This window comes from Pseudomonas sp. S2_E02 (assembly GCF_054668355.1).
In genome coordinates this window covers 249602-265030 of sequence record NZ_CP162761.1, presented here as the reverse complement: position 1 = coordinate 265030, position 15429 = coordinate 249602, and the positions used below count along the sequence as shown (strand labels likewise).

General features: G+C 57.0%; 19 protein-coding genes. 6 read left to right on the top strand and 13 right to left on the bottom strand.

What is annotated here, in order from left to right; all coding sequences use genetic code 11:
* Nucleotides 1–23: 23 nt before the first annotated feature.
* Genes rpmI through thrS form a run of 3 tightly spaced genes read right to left on the bottom strand, consistent with a single transcriptional unit; the run spans nt 24 to nt 2752 of the window.
* Nucleotides 24–218 (bottom strand): 50S ribosomal protein L35, encoded by a 195-nt coding sequence (rpmI, locus tag AB4O01_RS01065; protein WP_002553160.1) that lies wholly within the window; start codon nt 216–218, stop codon nt 24–26.
* 60 nt (nt 219–278) lie between these two features.
* Nucleotides 279–830 (bottom strand): translation initiation factor IF-3, encoded by a 552-nt coding sequence (gene infC / locus AB4O01_RS01060; protein WP_171057393.1) that lies wholly within the window; start codon nt 828–830, stop codon nt 279–281.
* Entirely contained in the window at nt 830–2752 is a 1923-nt protein-coding gene (gene thrS / locus AB4O01_RS01055; RefSeq protein ID WP_007913488.1) for a threonine--tRNA ligase, read from the bottom strand. Before thrS ends, infC begins: the two co-directional genes overlap by 1 nt.
* Before the next feature lie 372 nt (nt 2753–3124).
* Between thrS and AB4O01_RS01050 the strand changes: the two genes are divergently transcribed.
* Nucleotides 3125–3427 (top strand): hypothetical protein, encoded by a 303-nt coding sequence (locus AB4O01_RS01050; protein WP_093432157.1) that lies wholly within the window; start codon nt 3125–3127, stop codon nt 3425–3427.
* Between the two features lie 288 nt (nt 3428–3715).
* On the top strand, nt 3716–3928 hold the full coding sequence (locus AB4O01_RS01045) for a cold-shock protein (protein ID WP_003179963.1): 213 nt from the start codon (nt 3716–3718) through the stop codon (nt 3926–3928).
* A gap of 72 nt (nt 3929–4000) precedes the next feature.
* Here the strand turns inward: AB4O01_RS01045 and AB4O01_RS01040 are convergent, their stop codons facing one another.
* Both AB4O01_RS01040 and AB4O01_RS01035 read right to left on the bottom strand, forming a co-directional pair.
* On the bottom strand, nt 4001–4318 hold the full coding sequence (locus AB4O01_RS01040) for an I78 family peptidase inhibitor (protein ID WP_093432154.1): 318 nt from the start codon (nt 4316–4318) through the stop codon (nt 4001–4003).
* Between the two features lie 175 nt (nt 4319–4493).
* Nucleotides 4494–4799 carry a hypothetical protein gene (locus tag AB4O01_RS01035; protein ID WP_007913485.1) on the bottom strand — a complete coding sequence of 102 codons (306 nt, stop codon included), beginning with the start codon at nt 4797–4799 and terminating at the stop codon, nt 4494–4496.
* 130 nt (nt 4800–4929) lie between these two features.
* Between AB4O01_RS01035 and AB4O01_RS01030 the strand changes: the two genes are divergently transcribed.
* Nucleotides 4930–5142 (top strand): hypothetical protein, encoded by a 213-nt coding sequence (locus AB4O01_RS01030; protein ID WP_093432151.1) that lies wholly within the window; start codon nt 4930–4932, stop codon nt 5140–5142.
* Between the two features lie 31 nt (nt 5143–5173).
* On the opposite strand, the gene AB4O01_RS01025 is transcribed toward AB4O01_RS01030, so the two are convergent.
* The 8 genes from AB4O01_RS01025 to AB4O01_RS00990 form a co-directional block, all read right to left on the bottom strand.
* A complete protein-coding gene (locus AB4O01_RS01025) occupies nt 5174–6202 on the bottom strand; it encodes a nucleoside hydrolase (RefSeq protein WP_460090355.1) in 1029 nt (342 codons plus the stop codon).
* A 31-nt stretch (nt 6203–6233) separates the two neighbouring features.
* A complete protein-coding gene (gene rbsD, locus AB4O01_RS01020) occupies nt 6234–6638 on the bottom strand; it encodes a D-ribose pyranase (RefSeq protein WP_414926907.1) in 405 nt (134 codons plus the stop codon).
* Nucleotides 6635–7552 carry a ribokinase gene (rbsK, locus tag AB4O01_RS01015; protein ID WP_460090353.1) on the bottom strand — a complete coding sequence of 306 codons (918 nt, stop codon included), beginning with the start codon at nt 7550–7552 and terminating at the stop codon, nt 6635–6637. Before rbsK ends, rbsD begins: the two co-directional genes overlap by 4 nt.
* 24 nt (nt 7553–7576) lie before the next feature.
* Nucleotides 7577–8596, bottom strand: coding sequence for a LacI family DNA-binding transcriptional regulator (locus tag AB4O01_RS01010; RefSeq protein ID WP_093432142.1), 1020 nt, complete (start codon nt 8594–8596; stop codon nt 7577–7579).
* Between the two features lie 3 nt (nt 8597–8599).
* Nucleotides 8600–9577, bottom strand: a complete 978-nt coding sequence (locus AB4O01_RS01005) for an ABC transporter permease (RefSeq protein WP_007913478.1) — start codon at nt 9575–9577, stop codon at nt 8600–8602.
* Nucleotides 9574–11127 carry a sugar ABC transporter ATP-binding protein gene (locus tag AB4O01_RS01000; protein WP_093432137.1) on the bottom strand — a complete coding sequence of 518 codons (1554 nt, stop codon included), beginning with the start codon at nt 11125–11127 and terminating at the stop codon, nt 9574–9576. Before AB4O01_RS01000 ends, AB4O01_RS01005 begins: the two co-directional genes overlap by 4 nt.
* 56 nt (nt 11128–11183) lie before the next feature.
* Nucleotides 11184–12140, bottom strand: a complete 957-nt coding sequence (locus AB4O01_RS00995; RefSeq protein WP_016984936.1) for a sugar ABC transporter substrate-binding protein — start codon at nt 12138–12140, stop codon at nt 11184–11186.
* Nucleotides 12141–12340: 200 nt separating this feature from the next.
* Nucleotides 12341–12796, bottom strand: coding sequence for a hypothetical protein (locus tag AB4O01_RS00990; RefSeq protein ID WP_093432134.1), 456 nt, complete (start codon nt 12794–12796; stop codon nt 12341–12343).
* 350 nt (nt 12797–13146) lie between these two features.
* Here AB4O01_RS00990 and AB4O01_RS00985 point away from each other — a divergent pair, with 350 nt between their 5' ends.
* From AB4O01_RS00985 to AB4O01_RS00975, 3 genes are all read left to right on the top strand, one after another.
* The gene (locus tag AB4O01_RS00985) at nt 13147–14235 is read left to right on the top strand and encodes an asparaginase (RefSeq protein ID WP_034152752.1); all 1089 of its coding nucleotides are present in this window, start codon (nt 13147–13149) and stop codon (nt 14233–14235) included.
* A gap of 196 nt (nt 14236–14431) precedes the next feature.
* Entirely contained in the window at nt 14432–14701 is a 270-nt protein-coding gene (locus AB4O01_RS00980; protein WP_371748305.1) for a DUF1654 domain-containing protein, read from the top strand.
* Between the two features lie 4 nt (nt 14702–14705).
* Complete coding sequence (locus tag AB4O01_RS00975) at nt 14706–15395, top strand: endonuclease (protein ID WP_093432123.1); 690 nt, start codon at nt 14706–14708, stop codon at nt 15393–15395.
* Nucleotides 15396–15429: the final 34 nt, after the last annotated feature.

Sequence of the window (15429 nt, the reverse complement as noted above, 5' to 3'; positions counted from 1 at the left end):
TACTTCCTCTATTCTTGACTAAATTAACGAAGGCGCAGCATGCGCTCGACTTTTGCCACGTCAGACGGATGCAGCAAGCTGCTACCGCGCAGTTGACGCTTACGCTTGGTCGACATTTTAGTCAGGATGTGGCTCTTGAAAGCGTGCTTGTGCTTGATACCGTTAGCAGTTTTCAGAAACCGCTTAGCAGCACCACTTTTGGTTTTCATTTTTGGCATGTTCGGATACTCCGCATTCAGTTGATAAACATAATCAGAAGGCCTGCCGTGCCCTGTTGATTACTTCTTCTTTTTCGGGGCGATGACCATGATCAGCTGGCGTCCTTCCATCTTAGGATGCTGTTCGACCGAACCGTACTCGAGCAGGTCAGCTTCAACCCGCTTGAGGAGTTCCATCCCCAGCTCCTGGTGGGCCATCTCACGGCCGCGGAATCGCAAGGATACCTTGGCCCTGTCCCCATCACTCAGGAAACGTACCAGGTTGCGCAGTTTTACCTGGTAATCCCCTTCCTCCGTCCCTGGACGAAACTTGATTTCTTTTACCTGAATCTGCTTCTGGTTCTTCTTCGCCGCGGCAACCTGCTTCTTCTTTTCGAAGATCGATTTGCCGTAATCCATCACACGGCAAACCGGTGGGATTGCGTCTGCGGAGATTTCCACCAGATCAAGCTTTGCTTCTTCAGCAATACGAAGCGCTTCATCAATCGAGACGATGCCAATCTGCTCGCCATCAGCGCCAATTAACCGAACCTCGCGTGCCGAGATATTCTCGTTGATCGGGGCTTTCGGTGCAGCTCGTTTATCTTGTCTCATTTCACGCTTAATAATAATTACTCCGAATCTGGGCGACCACGCCGGGAAACCGCTTGCGCGAGAAACTCAGCGAACTGGGCGACGGGCATCGAGCCCAGGTCAGCACCTTCACGAGTACGCACAGCGACAGTCTGCATCTCGACTTCCTTATCTCCGATAACCAAAAGATAGGGAACCTTGAGCAAAGTATGCTCGCGGATTTTAAAGCCGATCTTTTCATTTCTCAAGTCGGACTTGGCACGAAATCCGCTTTCGTTGAGAGTTTTTTCAACTTCTGCAACAAAATCTGCCTGTTTATCAGTGATATTCATGATCACCGCCTGGGTTGGCGCGAGCCACGCAGGGAACGCACCTTCGTAGTGCTCGATCAGAATCCCGACGAAACGCTCGAAGGAACCGAGGATCGCACGGTGCAACATCACTGGGTGTTTGCGGCTGTTGTCTTCAGAGACGTATTCAGCGCCCAAACGGACAGGCAGGTTAAAATCGAGCTGCAGAGTACCACATTGCCAGACCCGACCAAGGCAGTCTTTCAGCGAGAACTCGATCTTCGGACCGTAGAACGCACCTTCACCCGGCTGCAGATCGTACGGCAGGCCCGCAGAATCAAGAGCTGCAGCCAATGCAGCTTCAGCGCGATCCCACAATTCGTCGGAACCGACGCGTTTTTCCGGACGAGTGGACAGTTTCATCTCGACATCGGTAAAGCCGAAGTCACGATAAACGTCCATGGTCAGCTTGATGAATGCGGCGGATTCAGCCTGCATCTGCTCTTCAGTGCAGAAGATGTGGGCGTCATCCTGAGTGAACGCACGCACACGCATGATGCCGTGCAGCGCACCCGATGGCTCGTTACGGTGGCAGGCACCGAACTCGGCCAGACGCATCGGCAGCTCGCGGTAGCTCTTCAGGCCCTGATTGAACACCTGCACGTGGCACGGGCAGTTCATCGGCTTGATCGCGTAGTCGCGGTTTTCCGATTGAGTGGTGAACATGTTGTCGGCGTAGTTGGCCCAGTGACCGGATTTCTCCCACAGGCTGCGGTCAACGACTTGCGGCGTCTTGATCTCAAGGTAGCCGTTGTCGCGCTGGATCTTGCGCATGTACTGCTCAAGCACCTGGTACAGAGTCCAGCCGTTCGGGTGCCAGAACACCATGCCCGGGGATTCTTCCTGGGTGTGGAACAGGCCCAGACGCTTGCCGATCTTGCGGTGATCGCGCTTCTCAGCTTCTTCGATGCGTTGGATGTAAGCCGCCAGCTGCTTCTTGTCTGCCCAAGCGGTGCCGTAAACGCGCTGCAATTGCTCGTTCTTGGCGTCGCCGCGCCAGTAGGCACCGGACAGCTTCGTCAGCTTGAAGGATTTCAGGAAACGCGTGTTCGGCACGTGCGGACCGCGGCACATGTCGACGTATTCTTCGTGATAGTACAGACCCATGGCCTGTTCGTTCGGCATGTCCTCGACCAGGCGCAACTTGTAGTCTTCGCCACGAGCCTTGAACACTTCGATCACTTCGGCGCGCGGAGTGACTTTCTTGATGACGTCGTAATCTTTTTCGATCAGCTGTTGCATGCGCTGTTCGATAGCGGCCATGTCGTCCGGAGTGAAAGGACGCTCGAAGGCGATGTCGTAATAGAAGCCTTCGTCGATGACCGGCCCGATGACCATTTTCGCAGTCGGGTACAGCTGCTTGACCGCGTGGCCAACCAGGTGCGCGCAAGAGTGGCGAATGATCTCCAGCCCCTCTTCATCCTTAGGCGTAATGATTTGCAGGGTCGCGTCGCTGCTGATGATGTCGCTGGCGTCGACCAGTTGGCCATTGACCTTGCCGGCCAGTGTGGCTTTGGCCAGACCGGCACCAATGGATGCGGCGACCTCGGCTACGGAAACCGGGTGATCGAATGAACGTTGACTGCCGTCGGGAAGAGTAATAGTTGGCATGGCGCCTCCTCTCCTAGTGGTGACCCCTACCAAAGGTCACGTGGGTTGGGATGAGCCAGTACAAGATCCGATCCAGGCCATTCAATGACGAACGCCTGCCTTACAGCGGCAGGAGCCTTGCGGCCAACCGGAAAACCGAACCAGAGTGACTGGGATTCAAATCGAAAATATTCGCACGTTGACCGCTGCCGGGACTGAAGGTCATCCGGCGCCAGAGAACGCTTGAGCCCGGCATGCTAGCACAGATGAGCGGTCACTTATGCCTCTGTTTGATCAGAAGGCAAATCGTCTGTTTTTATGCCAGAGTGCTGAACTTGATAGGCCTTTCAGCCCTCAGATAACAAGACATTGACCCACAAGGAGCATCCTCGCATGCGTCTGAATACCCTGTTCGCCGTAGTCGCCCCTATCGTTATGCTGCTGCCACTGAGCGCCCACGCCGACTGGCCGAAGGGCGAGCGCGAGAAGTACATGGCGCAGTGCACCCAGGCGGCTACTCCGCAAATTGGTGCCGCCGCGGCCAAATCGCACTGCGCTTGTGGCGCTGATGCCATCAAGTCCTATCCTGCCGCCGATATTCAGGCGCTGATGGACAACAAGGCCACCCCTGAACTGCAGCAGAAAGCGCTGGGCCAAATCGCCAAATGCAAGGCGAATACTCCGGCGAAAAAGTAAGAAAAAAAGCGTCCTGACTCGGCCCAGCGCCCTTGAAAAGGGCTGAATTTGCGTCTTTTCAGACGTTTTATGCAGGTTTTACAGGTTTTTTTATCGTCTTTACGTTCCGCTAAAAGCCTTGTAAACCGGGGCCTTCAGCCGATAAAGGCAGTAAAGAAAACACGACTGATTGGCAAACAGCACGTCCGGGGGGCTACCAAAGCGAACATTTCGACTATGATACCCGGGTGTGCCCAGTTGGCCTGAGCAGCACAGTACTGAAAAATATATGTTTCTTGGAGATACACCATGTCTAATCGCCAAACCGGCACCGTTAAGTGGTTCAACGATGAAAAAGGCTTCGGCTTCATCACTCCTCAAGGTGGCGGTGACGACCTGTTCGTACACTTCAAAGCTATCGAATCCGACGGTTTCAAAAGCCTGAAAGAAGGCCAGACCGTCTCTTTCGTGGCTGAGAAAGGCCAAAAGGGTATGCAAGCTGCACAGGTTCGCCCAGAGTAATTTCTGCGCGCACTAAAAAAACCCCGTCCATGTGACGGGGTTTTTTATGCCTGCAACAAAAGTGGCGCGTGATCAGCCGCAGTTGACGCGAGTGATCACCAGATTGTTGTCGGTGTTCAGGTTCAAGCGATCGGAGCGGTACTCAAGCGTGATCATGTCGTTCGGCTTGAGGAAGCGGGCATTTTGCGCCCCGGCTTTGCTGCGCGCCTGCTCCAGAAGCTCTGGCGAAGCTTTCTTGCCAATGGCGAATTCCGCCGCCGATGCTTCACAGCGGCTGTGACCAGCTTCGGTTGCCGCAGATTCCTTTGCCGACTCGCTGGAGGTCGTGCTGCAACCGGCCAGCATGGCAGCGGCCATAAGTGCACCCAGTGTCGCGAACTTCAAAGGCATGAAGCCTCCTTGTTTTCAAAATGGTTAAGCTGAGATCGTGCGACCGCCATTCAAGCGATTGGTTTCACAGCCAAGGCCATCACCATCACTCTGCCCCACGATCGGAAAAACGCCGAGTGTGCCTGAGGGGCATGCGTCACTTCATCAATCAATCGTGACTGAATATTAACGGCGCTCAATAGACGTCGATGTAGTCATACGGCGGATTCGGCCAGTTGTCCTTCAACGCATTGAAAATCTGCATGACCCATACCTCGTCACTGGCCGCGACATTGCCCACGTAGCCCGAGCCCTTGGCCCAGGTTTCCAGGCGAAACAGCAAGCCGTCGATATCCTGCCCACCGGTAACGCCGGAGGAAATGTAAGCGATACCGCCCTTGGTCACGCGCAGCTGCGTGTGTTCGTCATCACTGGCCGATGCGAGCAACTGGCGCACCGCGTCGAGCGTCAGGCCGTCAGGGGTGTTCAAATCGATCTGCACAGCACAATCCTTGGAAGCCTCAAAAGACCAAGTGTCGCATAGCGCTCCGCTCATGCCTAAGTCGCAGTGCCAAATGCCCGACAAAATGGTTAACTCAAACCCAAGATCTTCCGACTATTCGAGCGCTCTCATGACCACGATCAGCATCGACGCCGCCATTAATGCCAAATGGGCAGACGGACACAGCTCTTACAGCCCGGGAACCACCGAGGAGCTTGCGCTGATTGGTATCGATTTATTGGTCAAAGAGTTGGGCACAGAAGCGGCCAAGCAATTCATCAAGCAGATTTTCGAGCGCTACCCGACCGAACAGGTCGAACACGAACACGCAGAGAAAGGGTAAACCCGCAGGCTGGCACCTGCGGGCGAGTGGCTTACTTCAGACGTTTCAGGCGTTCGGTGAGCAAGTCAAAGAAGCCTTGCGCGTCGCCATTTTCCACCCAGAAGGCGTTTTTCGGCGCCTTCAGGCCGTCGTACCAATCGACGATGGTCTGACCGAAAGTCGGCCCTTCACGACTATCCACTACGACATTCACCGAGCGACCGGTGAACAGTTCCGGCTTGAGCAGATAGGCCACAACGGTAGCGTCATGCACCGGACCACCCGGAATACCGTAGTGCTCCATATCGCCTTTGATGTACTCGTTGAGAATGTCGCCGACAATCTTGCTCGCGTTGTTGTTCAGCGCAGCGATCTGTTTCAGGCGCGCATCACTGGTGAGAATCTTGTGGGTCACGTCCAGCGGCAGGTAGGTCAGTTTCACGCCGCTTTTCAGGACCACTTCAGCCGCTTGCGGGTCAGCAAACAGGTTGAATTCCGCCACCGGGGTGATGTTGCCACCGTTGAAGTGCGCCCCGCCCATGATCACCACTTCCTTGATGCCCTGAACAATTTCAGGCTCCTGGATCAGCGCCAGCGCCAGGTTGGTCTGTGGACCGAGCATGGCGATCGTGATGCTGTGCGGCTTGGCTTTTTTCAGGGTATCGATCAGGTAATTGACCGCATTGCCTTCAGCCAGCCCCTTTTTCGGTTCGTGCACGGTGACACCCGACAGGCCTTCCTTGCCATGGATGTTCTCGGCGTAGATCGGTGTGCGCATCAGCGGCTTCGGCGCGCCAGCATAAACCGGTACGTCCGCGCGCCCTGCCCACTCGCGCGCCAGTCGTGCGTTACGCGAAGTCTTGTCGAGGCGCACGTTGCCGGCCACGGTGGTCAGCGCGCGAATGTTAAGTTCGTCCGGCGAGGCCAGGGCGAACAGCAAGGCGACCACATCGTCGGCACCCGGGTCGGTGTCGATGATCAGGTCGATTTTTTCCGCCGCCTGGGCGCCGGTGGCAGTTATTACGGACAAAAGCAGCAGGCTCCGGATGAATTGATGCAGTTTCTGAGCATAGCGTTGCATGGCGCATTCCTTGTGCTTGTGAAATCAAAAGTTAAAAGGTGACTCCAGCGACCAGCACGATGTTGCAGTACGGCTGGCATTCCCCTGTACGAACAATCGCCCGAGCCTGTCGGCTGAGAACCTTGAATTGCTCGTGACTGAGCAGATCACGACGGCCCAGAGCGCCCTCTTCACTCAACTGCTCCAGGGTATTCAGCGCGGTCGGTTGCTTGTCGAAGATTTCTTTGGCCAATGCATGGCTTTCCACCTGCATCTCGCTGAGCACGACTTTCAGGGTACTGACAAAATCCGGGACACCGTGGGTCAGCGCCAGATCAATCAGCTCGACACCCGGCGGCACTGGCAGCCCGGCATCACCAATGACCACCATGTCGCCATGGCCCAGGGACGCGATCAGCCGCGACAATGCGACGTTGAGCAGAGGAGTCTTTTTCATGCGGGTTTAAAGGCCTGTACGTCGGATAGGGTTGGAATGGACGGCTGTGCGCCGGCGCGGGTTACCGATAACGCGGCGGCGATCTGCCCGAAACGAATCGACTCGGCCTCGGACTTGCCATTGGCCAGCGCAGCGGCGAAACCACCCACGAATGTGTCGCCTGCGGCCGTGGTGTCGACAGCCTTCACTTTGGGTGCCGGGAAATGCTCAAAGCTTTGGCCATTGGCGAACAGCGAGCCTTGCGCACCAAGGGTAATAATGACTTTGCCCGCACCCATGGCGATCAACTGACTGGCTGCACTTTCTGCCGTTTCCTGCGAGTCCACCGGCAAGCCGCTCAACACGGTCGCTTCGCTCTCATTGGGGATCAGGTAGTCGATCGCCGCAAACCAGTCCGCCGGCAGTGGACGACTGGCCGGTGCCGGATTGAGGATGACAATTTTACCCAGCGCGCGCGCGCGCTTGAGCGCATGCCCCACCGTGGCATCCGGAATTTCGAGCTGGCAGATGATCACGTCTGCGGCTTGCAGCACCGCATCAAACCGGTCGATCACTGCGGGCGTCATGGCGCCATTGGCGCCGGCGACGATGACAATGGCGTTCTGACTGTTGTCATCGACCACGATCAACGCCACGCCACTGGAGTCATCGACGATGCTCACTGCCTGGCAATCGATCTGTTCGGCCAACAAGGCGTTGCGTAGTTGCACGCCATAATCGTCGCTGCCAACACAGCCAACCATCGCCACCTGCGCGCCCAAACGCGCTGCGGCCACCGCCTGATTGGCGCCCTTGCCACCGGAAACCGTGGCAAACGAATGACCGATCAACGTTTCGCCGCCGACCGGCAGCCGTGGCGCCCGGGTCACCAGATCCATGTTCAGGCTGCCTATTACCACTACATTTGCTGGCATACATCATTACTCGTCAATTCGGTTTCAGCGGTATTCGGTGAACACGCCGGACAACGGTGCAGTGGATTCGCGCAAGACAATACTCGGGGTCACGATCCGTTGATCAGTGCCCAGGCTCGGCGTGGCAATCCTGCGCAGCAACACTTCGGCCGCCATCTCGCCCAGTTGCAGGATTGATTGCCCCACCGTGGTGAGTGCCGGGTAGACGTAACGACTCATCTGGATATCATCGAAACCAATCACCGACAGCTCGCTCGGCACGCGCACATTGCGCTCCGCCGCCGCTCGCAGCACACCAATGCCGATCATGTCGTTACCGGCAAAGATTGCGCTCGGCGGATTGCGCTCGAGCAGAATCGCCGCTGCGTTGTACCCGCCAGTACTGGTGAAATCGCTTTCCAGCATGCGCTCCTGACGGACGTCAACGCCCGCCTCTTTCAGCGCTCGGCAATAACCGGCCAGACGCATCTGCGCAACACTGGTGCTGGCCGGGCCGCCGATGGTGGCGATGTCGCGGTGCCCCAACTCAAGCAAGTGCCGGGTCGCGAGGTAAGCGCCGTATTCGTGGTCGATACGCACCAGATCGGCATCGACGCCATCCAGACCTCGGTCGACGATGACCATCGGCGTTTTCACCCCGGCCAACCCCTGCGCCAGACCGCTGTCACCGCCAGCGGAAGCAACGATCAAACCGTCGATGCGTTTCTCCAGCAACACGCGCAAATAGCTGCGCTGCTTGTCGGGATTGTCGTCGGAGTTGCAGAGGATCACGCAATAGCCGTTACGCTCGCAATAATCCTCGATGCCCCGCGCCAACTCGGCGAAATACGGGTTGAGACTGTTGGGCACCAGCAGGCCGATGGTTGCAGTGGTCTTGGCTTTGAGCGAGCGCGCCACCGCACTCGGCACATAGTCGAGGCTCTTGATCGCCGCCTCGACTTTCAACCGCACTTCCTGACTCACCGGACGGGTGTTGTTCACCACATGCGACACCGTCGTGTAGGAAATCCCCGCGAGGGCTGCCACATCCTTGATCGTTGCCATCTCTTAGCCCCGGCGACTGGCGCGCTGACTGCGATAAGTGTCGAGCACCACCGCGATCACGATGACGGCGCCGGTGATGATTCGTTTGGTCGGCTCAGTCGCACCGATCTGCGCCAGACCTGCCGCCAGGACCGAAATGATCAACACGCCAAAGAACGTGCTGATCACCGAACCACGCCCGCCCATCAGGCTGGTACCACCGATAACCACAGCTGCGATTACCTGCAACTCCAGACCGGAACCGGCATTCGGGTCAGCGGCTTCCAGACGGGAAATCTGAAACAGCGCAGCGATACCGGCCAGCAGCCCCATCAGGCTGAAGACCAGAATCTTGTAGGGTTTCGGATTGATCCCCGCGAGGCGCACCGCCTCTTCGTTGGTGCCAATGCCGATCAGGTAGCGACCGAATACGGTACGGGTCAACACGGCCTGAGCGATGATAATCACCAGCAAAGCAATGATAAACGATGGCGAGATGCCGAACGCGATCGGGTTCGACAGCCAGGCAAACGAATCACCGATGTACGCGGTGCGCGATCCCGTCATCTGATAAGCCAGACCCCGAGCCATTTCCAGCACGCCCAGGGAGACGATGAACGATGGAATCCGCCACGCCACCGTGATTGAACCGGTCACGGTGCCAGCCAGTGCCGCCACTGCCATGCCGAGCAACGCTGACGGCAACACGCCCCAGCCCCAACCGAGAATGGCGACGCTGACCGTCGAAGCGGCAAGCGCCAATACCGAACCCACCGAAAGGTCGATGCCGCCGATGATCAACACGAAGGTCATGCCGACCGCCAGCACCATCAGATCAGGGATCTGGTTGGCCAGCGTACTGAAGGTGTTATAGGACAGAAAGTGGCTGCTCAAGACCGAGAACAGCGCAATCATCGCCAGCAAGGCGCCGGCCAGGCCCAGATAAGTGCCCAGACCGTAGAAGTTGCCACTACGTTTGCCGGCAGGAGATGCAGTTTTCATGGGAGATCCCTAGGCGCCGCTTCATTGAGCAACGCATCACGTTTTTGGTAGCCGGCGAACGCGGCGGCAAGCAAGTCATCCTGGGTCCAGCTGTCGCGCTCGAAGGTGTCGATCAACCGGCCGGCCGACAACACGCCGATGCGGTCACAGATCAGCATCAACTCACGCAGATCACTGGACACCACCACCAGCGCTTTGCCCTGGCGAGTCAATTCGCCGAGCAAGGCATAAATGTCGAACTTGGCGCCGACGTCGATGCCACGGGTCGGCTCGTCGAACAGCAGCACCGAACAGTCGCGCTCCAGCCATCGGCCGATCACGACCTTCTGCTGGTTGCCACCGGACAACTCTGAAACCAGTTGTGTCGGACTCGAACTGCGGATGCGCATGGCATCGATCTGACGCTGCGCCAAAGCGATCTCGTCGCCATTGTTGACGACACCGCCACTGGAGATTTCCGGCATGTTGCCCAGTGCGATGTTGGCGCTGATCGATTGACTCAGCAGCAGGCCTTCACCCTTGCGGTCTTCGGTAATCAACGCGATACCGTTGCGCACCGCATCGACCGGCGAGCGCACACTGACCACTTTGGCCGGGGAGCCGAGCGCGATGGTGCCGCTGTCGGCAACGTCCGCACCAAAAATCAGTCGCAGCAGTTCTGTGCGCCCTGCCCCGATCAATCCGGAAATCCCGAAGATCTCGCCGGCACGGACTTCGAATGAAACATCGCGCACTTTGTCAGAGCGATTCAAACCCGTGACAGTCAGCGCCGGGGCGCCGATATTGCGCGGGCCCATGTCGATGTGTTCGCCCAGTTCACGACCGACCATCAGCGTAACCAATTGCTCGCTGTTGTAATTGGCCATCGGCTCGACACAGACCAGATTGCCGTCGCGCAGCACGGCAATGCGCTGTGCGACACGGGCCAGCTCTTCGAGACGGTGGGAAATGTAAATGATCGAAACGCCGCGCGCCTGCAACCGGGTGATCTGCTCGAACAGCATTTCGACTTCACGTGCGGTCAGCATCGCGGTCGGCTCATCGAGAATCAGCACATGGCAATCGCCAATCAGGTTACGGGCAATTTCAACCATCTGCTGATGCCCGATCCCCAACTCGCCGACCAGCGTATCCGGATCAATCGCGTCGAGACCGACTTGCGCCATGGCTTCGATCGCTGCTTTGCGCAGTTGTTTTCGGCTGATCCAGCCGCCGTTGCTTGGCAGATTGTCGAGAAACAGGTTTTCCGCGACCGACAGTGTCGGCAACAGATTGAGCTCTTGCATGACCATACGCACGCCGAGCTCTTCAGCCTGGGTGCGGCTGCCCGGACGATAGTCCTTGCCCTGGAATTGCATCTGGCCGGTGGTCGGCGTGACCAGTCCGCCAATGATTTTCGACAGGGTACTTTTGCCGGCACCATTCTCGCCGGTCAGCGCCAGCACTTCACCGCGCATCAGCGTCAGATCGATGCCGGTGAGCACCGGTTGCGCATAGGTCTTACCGATACCGCTGACCGAGAGGACAGCGTTCGGGGCGGAAACTGACATAAAAACTCTCCATGCGCTCGCCCGGACGGACGAGCGCCGTTGTGTCGCCAGAAGACTTACTTGGTGACCAGCTCGACCGGTGTTTCGATCACGCCGTTGGCGCCGCTGTCGACTTTCTCGCCCTTGATGATTTTCAGCGCGGTTTCGATGCCGAACACTGCCTGCTTGGCAGCGAACTGGTCAGCCGTGGCCAACACGCGGCCATCCTTCAACATTGGCTTGATGGCGTTGATGTTGTCGTAACCGACCACCTGAACCTGACCGGCCTTGCCAGCGGCACGTACTGCGGAAACGGCGCCGACGGCCATGCTGTCGTTACCGGCCAGCAGTGCTTTGACGTCCGGGTATTCGCTGAGGATCGAAGCGGCAACCTTGTTGCCCTTGTCGATTTCCCAGTCACCTGATTGCAACGAAACGATCTTGATCTGTGCGGCGTCCATCGCATCCTTGAAGCCAGCGGTACGTTGCTGAGCGTTGGTCGTGGTGGACACGCCTTCAATGATGCCGACTTCGTCACCGGCCTTGAGCTGCTTGGCCAGGTACTCACCGACCAGACGCGCGCCTTTGCGATTGTCCGGACCTACGAAGGGCACGCTGATGTTTTTGCTTTTGACGATGGCCGGATCGAGTTGGTTGTCGATGTTGATCACGGTGATACCAGCATCGACGGCTTTCTTGATCACCGGCACCATGGCCTTGGAATCGGAAGGCGCGATCACCAGTGCATTGACCTTGGCCAGGATCATTTGCTCGACGATGCGGGTCTGGCCAGCAGTATCGGTTTCATCCTTGATGCCATTAGAGATCAGGTCGAAATCGGCGGAGTGTTCTTTCTGGTACGCCTTGGCGCCATCTTCCATGGTCAGGAAGAATTCGTTGGCCAGAGACTTCATGACCAGCGCAACTTTGGGTTTTTCGGCGGATTCGGCGAATGCCGAGGAGACAGGTAGTGCGGCGGCTGTGGCAGCCAGCATAGCGACAGCAAGAAGACGTCCAGCGAATGGCAGCTTCATGGGTTCACTCCGATCTTATGATTATTGTGAGCAACGCTTGCGCTGGCGTAAGCTACTTGGCTATCTGCAGGGCCATAGTGCCCCGAGAGCGCCGCGCAAACGTTTGCGTAGACCGAACTATGCGAATCCCGCCGACATTTGTCAACAATCAGAAATCGGTATTGATTAAAGGACGAATCCGTTGCTTCGTCCCTTGATGCTCAGGCTGTGGTGTTGACCACGTTGCCGCTGGTGGAGCCCTGGGACATTTCCTTGAGCAACGCCGCCGCGACCTCCATGAGTGCGCCGCTGGTCTGCGCGATCTGACCCTGAATGGACATCACCGCCTGCGACTTGGCCTCAGGCGTCGGATAGCTCGCAGCCTGAGCCGCCGCCAGTTGCTGTTGCTGCTCCTGCAGTTGCTTCTGCAACTCTTTCATCCGCTTGAGCAGCATTTTCACGGTGACATTCAGACTGTCGCCGCTGTCCGCGCTATCGGCCTGACTGGCTTCTTGCGCAGGGCCGCCGGTCCTGACCTGGTTGCTCGGCTCTTTTTCAACGCCCAGCGCCTCGTCGGAAGCGTCCGCTTCTGCCTGGTTCATTGCATTGATCGTCGCTGCGGTTTTACCGCCGATGGTGACTGTACCCGGGTTTGAAAAACCGATCGTCAGTGACATGTGAACTCCCTAAAAAAGCGTTTCCCAGAACAACCATCGGCCTCAAGGCCGGTTTCTTTAGTAAAGAATCCCGAGCCGGCAACCGGTTTCATTCGAAAAGAAGCCGTAGTCCCTTTCGGTGAACCGAACGCGAAAGCCTCCATTGTTCGGAAACCCGGATAAACGCTTCGCCCCACCATTTGCAAATCCATAAAATCTTGATGTAAATCATCAAGTTAAACATTTCTCTAAAGCAAAGTAGGGCTGGTACAGATCCTGCTCCCTAGCCTGCACCCCGAGCATTCAGATCGGCTTGGGGCGCATCTAGATGAACCTGCATCAGCACCGTCTCACTACTAGAGAGAAAAATAATGAAATCTGCTTTCAACACTTTGGTTCCGGGCGCTTTGGCCCTTCTCCTGCTCCTGCCCACCGCCCTTCAGGCGAAAGAAGTCGAAACCCAGACCAAGCTCGCTAACGTCGTAGTCCTTGCCACCGGCGGCACCATCGCCGGCGCCGGCGCGAGCGCCGCCAACAGCGCCACCTATCAAGCGGCGAAGGTTGGCGTCGAACAATTGATCGCCGGCATTCCCGAGCTGAGCAAACTGGCAAACGTGCGTGGCGAACAAGTCATGCAGATTGCTTCGGAAAGCATCACCAACGAAAACCTGCTGCAACTGGGTCGTCGCGTGGCCGAACTGGCCGATAGCAAAGACGTCGATGGCATCGTCATCACCCACGGCACCGACACCCTGGAAGAAACCGCTTACTTCCTCAACCTGGTAGAAAAAACCGACAAGCCAATCATCGTCGTCGGCTCAATGCGTCCGGGTACCGCGATGTCCGCCGATGGCATGCTCAACCTGTACAACGCCGTGGCCGTGGCCAGCAGCAAAGAAGCGCACGGCAAAGGCGTACTGGTGACCATGAACGATGAAATCCAGTCCGGTCGTGACGTCAGCAAGATGATCAACATCAAGACCGAAGCGTTCAAAAGTGCCTGGGGCCCATTGGGCATGGTGGTTGAAGGCAAATCCTACTGGTTCCGCTTGCCAGCCAAGCGTCACACCATGGATTCGGAATTCGATATCAAAAATATCAAGAGCCTGCCTGACGTAGAAATCGCTTATTCCTACGGCAACGTCAGCGATACTGCCTACAAGGCTCTCGCACAATCCGGTGCCAAGGCGATCATCCATGCCGGCACCGGTAACGGCTCGGTCTCCTCCCGCGTGGTTCCAGCCCTGCAAGCGCTGCGCAAGGATGGCGTGCAAATCATTCGCTCGTCCCACGTAAACGCTGGCGGCTTCGTTCTGCGTAACGCCGAACAACCAGACGACAAATACGACTGGGTTGTCGCTCACGACCTGAACCCGCAGAAAGCCCGCATCCTGGCAATGGTCGCCCTGACCAAAACCAATGACAGCAAAGAGCTGCAACGGATGTTCTGGGAATACTGATGGACTTTCGCCCGGTCAATTCTTGATTGGGCACCCTGCACCACTCGCCTGACGGGCGGGTGGTGCAACGCTCACAAAGCTCTCGCACTTTTCCTACAAAAAACTCGACACGACCTACACCAAAATCCGAAAACCGCTGTCAGAGGATTTTCTTGTATTTTAAGCAGTTGCGAAAATGCTTACAGTTAAATACTGTATGCACGTACAGCTTAATAAGGATAACCTCGTGGCCACCTCCCCTGATGCTCCTGACGCTTACGAACGCATAGGCATGCGCGTTCAGAAAATCATCAATTCCCCCACCGCACAAAAAGCCAAAGCCGCACTGATCTTTCGTCTTCCGGACGAGCCGATGGACGAGTGGGAGCGCCTGCTTGAGGAAATCGACGAGAACGACAACGTCACCCTCGCTTATCGCGACGACGGTGGCGTGCAGATTTTTTGGGTTGTGCCGAAGGAAGATTGATTCAATGAGTGTCCGCTGTTTTGCTTTGCTGTTGTTGTTTTTCGCCATGGGTGCCCAGGCTGGCGCACCCCGCACATTCACCGAAGCCAAGAAGGTCGCCTGGAAACTGTATGCGCCGCAGTCCACAGAGTTTTATTGCGGGTGCAAGTACACTGGCAATAAAGTTGATCTGAAGGCTTGCGGTTACGTACCGCGCAAGAATGCCAAGCGCGCATCACGCATCGAGTGGGAACACATTGTGCCGGCCTGGCAGTTCGGCCATCAGCGCCAATGCTGGCAGGAAGGCGGACGCAAGAACTGCACCCGTTACGACCCGACCTATCAAAAGGCCGAAGCCGATTTGCATAACCTGGTGCCAAGCATTGGCGAGGTCAATGGCGATCGCAGCAACTTCAGCTACGGCTGGTTGCCCGTGCAGTCCGGGCAATACGGTTCGTGCCTGACCCAGGTCGACTTCAAGGCGAAGAAGGTCATGCCCCGCCCGTCGATTCGCGGCATGATCGCCCGCACGTACTTCTACATGAGCAAGCAATACGGCTTGCGCCTGTCGAAGCAGGATCGCCAATTGTATGAAGCGTGGGACAAGACTTACCCGGTGCAGGACTGGGAGCGTCAGCGTAATCAGAGCGTGGCATGCGTGATGGGACGCGGTAATGAGTTTGTCGGCCCAGTGAACATGAAAGCCTGCGGCTGATTGCAGCGCAGACAAAAAAGGCCTCGAACGTGAT

Excerpts from the sequence above, each read along its gene's own strand:
- rpmI (WP_002553160.1), bottom strand. The coding sequence starts at position 218 with ATGCCAAAAATGAAAACCAAAAGTGGTGCTGCTAAGCGGTTTCTGAAA.
- thrS (WP_007913488.1), bottom strand. The coding sequence starts at position 2,752 with ATGCCAACTATTACTCTTCCCGACGGCAGTCAACGTTCATTCGATCAC.
- AB4O01_RS01050 (WP_093432157.1), top strand. The coding sequence starts at position 3,125 with ATGCGTCTGAATACCCTGTTCGCCGTAGTCGCCCCTATCGTTATGCTG.
- AB4O01_RS01045 (WP_003179963.1), top strand. The coding sequence starts at position 3,716 with ATGTCTAATCGCCAAACCGGCACCGTTAAGTGGTTCAACGATGAAAAA.
- AB4O01_RS01040 (WP_093432154.1), bottom strand. The coding sequence starts at position 4,318 with ATGCCTTTGAAGTTCGCGACACTGGGTGCACTTATGGCCGCTGCCATG.
- AB4O01_RS01030 (WP_093432151.1), top strand. The coding sequence starts at position 4,930 with ATGACCACGATCAGCATCGACGCCGCCATTAATGCCAAATGGGCAGAC.
- AB4O01_RS01025 (WP_460090355.1), bottom strand. The coding sequence starts at position 6,202 with ATGCAACGCTATGCTCAGAAACTGCATCAATTCATCCGGAGCCTGCTG.
- rbsD (WP_414926907.1), bottom strand. The coding sequence starts at position 6,638 with ATGAAAAAGACTCCTCTGCTCAACGTCGCATTGTCGCGGCTGATCGCG.
- rbsK (WP_460090353.1), bottom strand. The coding sequence starts at position 7,552 with ATGCCAGCAAATGTAGTGGTAATAGGCAGCCTGAACATGGATCTGGTG.
- AB4O01_RS01010 (WP_093432142.1), bottom strand. The coding sequence starts at position 8,596 with ATGGCAACGATCAAGGATGTGGCAGCCCTCGCGGGGATTTCCTACACG.
- AB4O01_RS01005 (WP_007913478.1), bottom strand. The coding sequence starts at position 9,577 with ATGAAAACTGCATCTCCTGCCGGCAAACGTAGTGGCAACTTCTACGGT.
- AB4O01_RS01000 (WP_093432137.1), bottom strand. The coding sequence starts at position 11,127 with ATGTCAGTTTCCGCCCCGAACGCTGTCCTCTCGGTCAGCGGTATCGGT.
- AB4O01_RS00995 (WP_016984936.1), bottom strand. The coding sequence starts at position 12,140 with ATGAAGCTGCCATTCGCTGGACGTCTTCTTGCTGTCGCTATGCTGGCT.
- AB4O01_RS00990 (WP_093432134.1), bottom strand. The coding sequence starts at position 12,796 with ATGTCACTGACGATCGGTTTTTCAAACCCGGGTACAGTCACCATCGGC.
- AB4O01_RS00985 (WP_034152752.1), top strand. The coding sequence starts at position 13,147 with ATGAAATCTGCTTTCAACACTTTGGTTCCGGGCGCTTTGGCCCTTCTC.
- AB4O01_RS00980 (WP_371748305.1), top strand. The coding sequence starts at position 14,432 with ATGCACGTACAGCTTAATAAGGATAACCTCGTGGCCACCTCCCCTGAT.
- AB4O01_RS00975 (WP_093432123.1), top strand. The coding sequence starts at position 14,706 with ATGAGTGTCCGCTGTTTTGCTTTGCTGTTGTTGTTTTTCGCCATGGGT.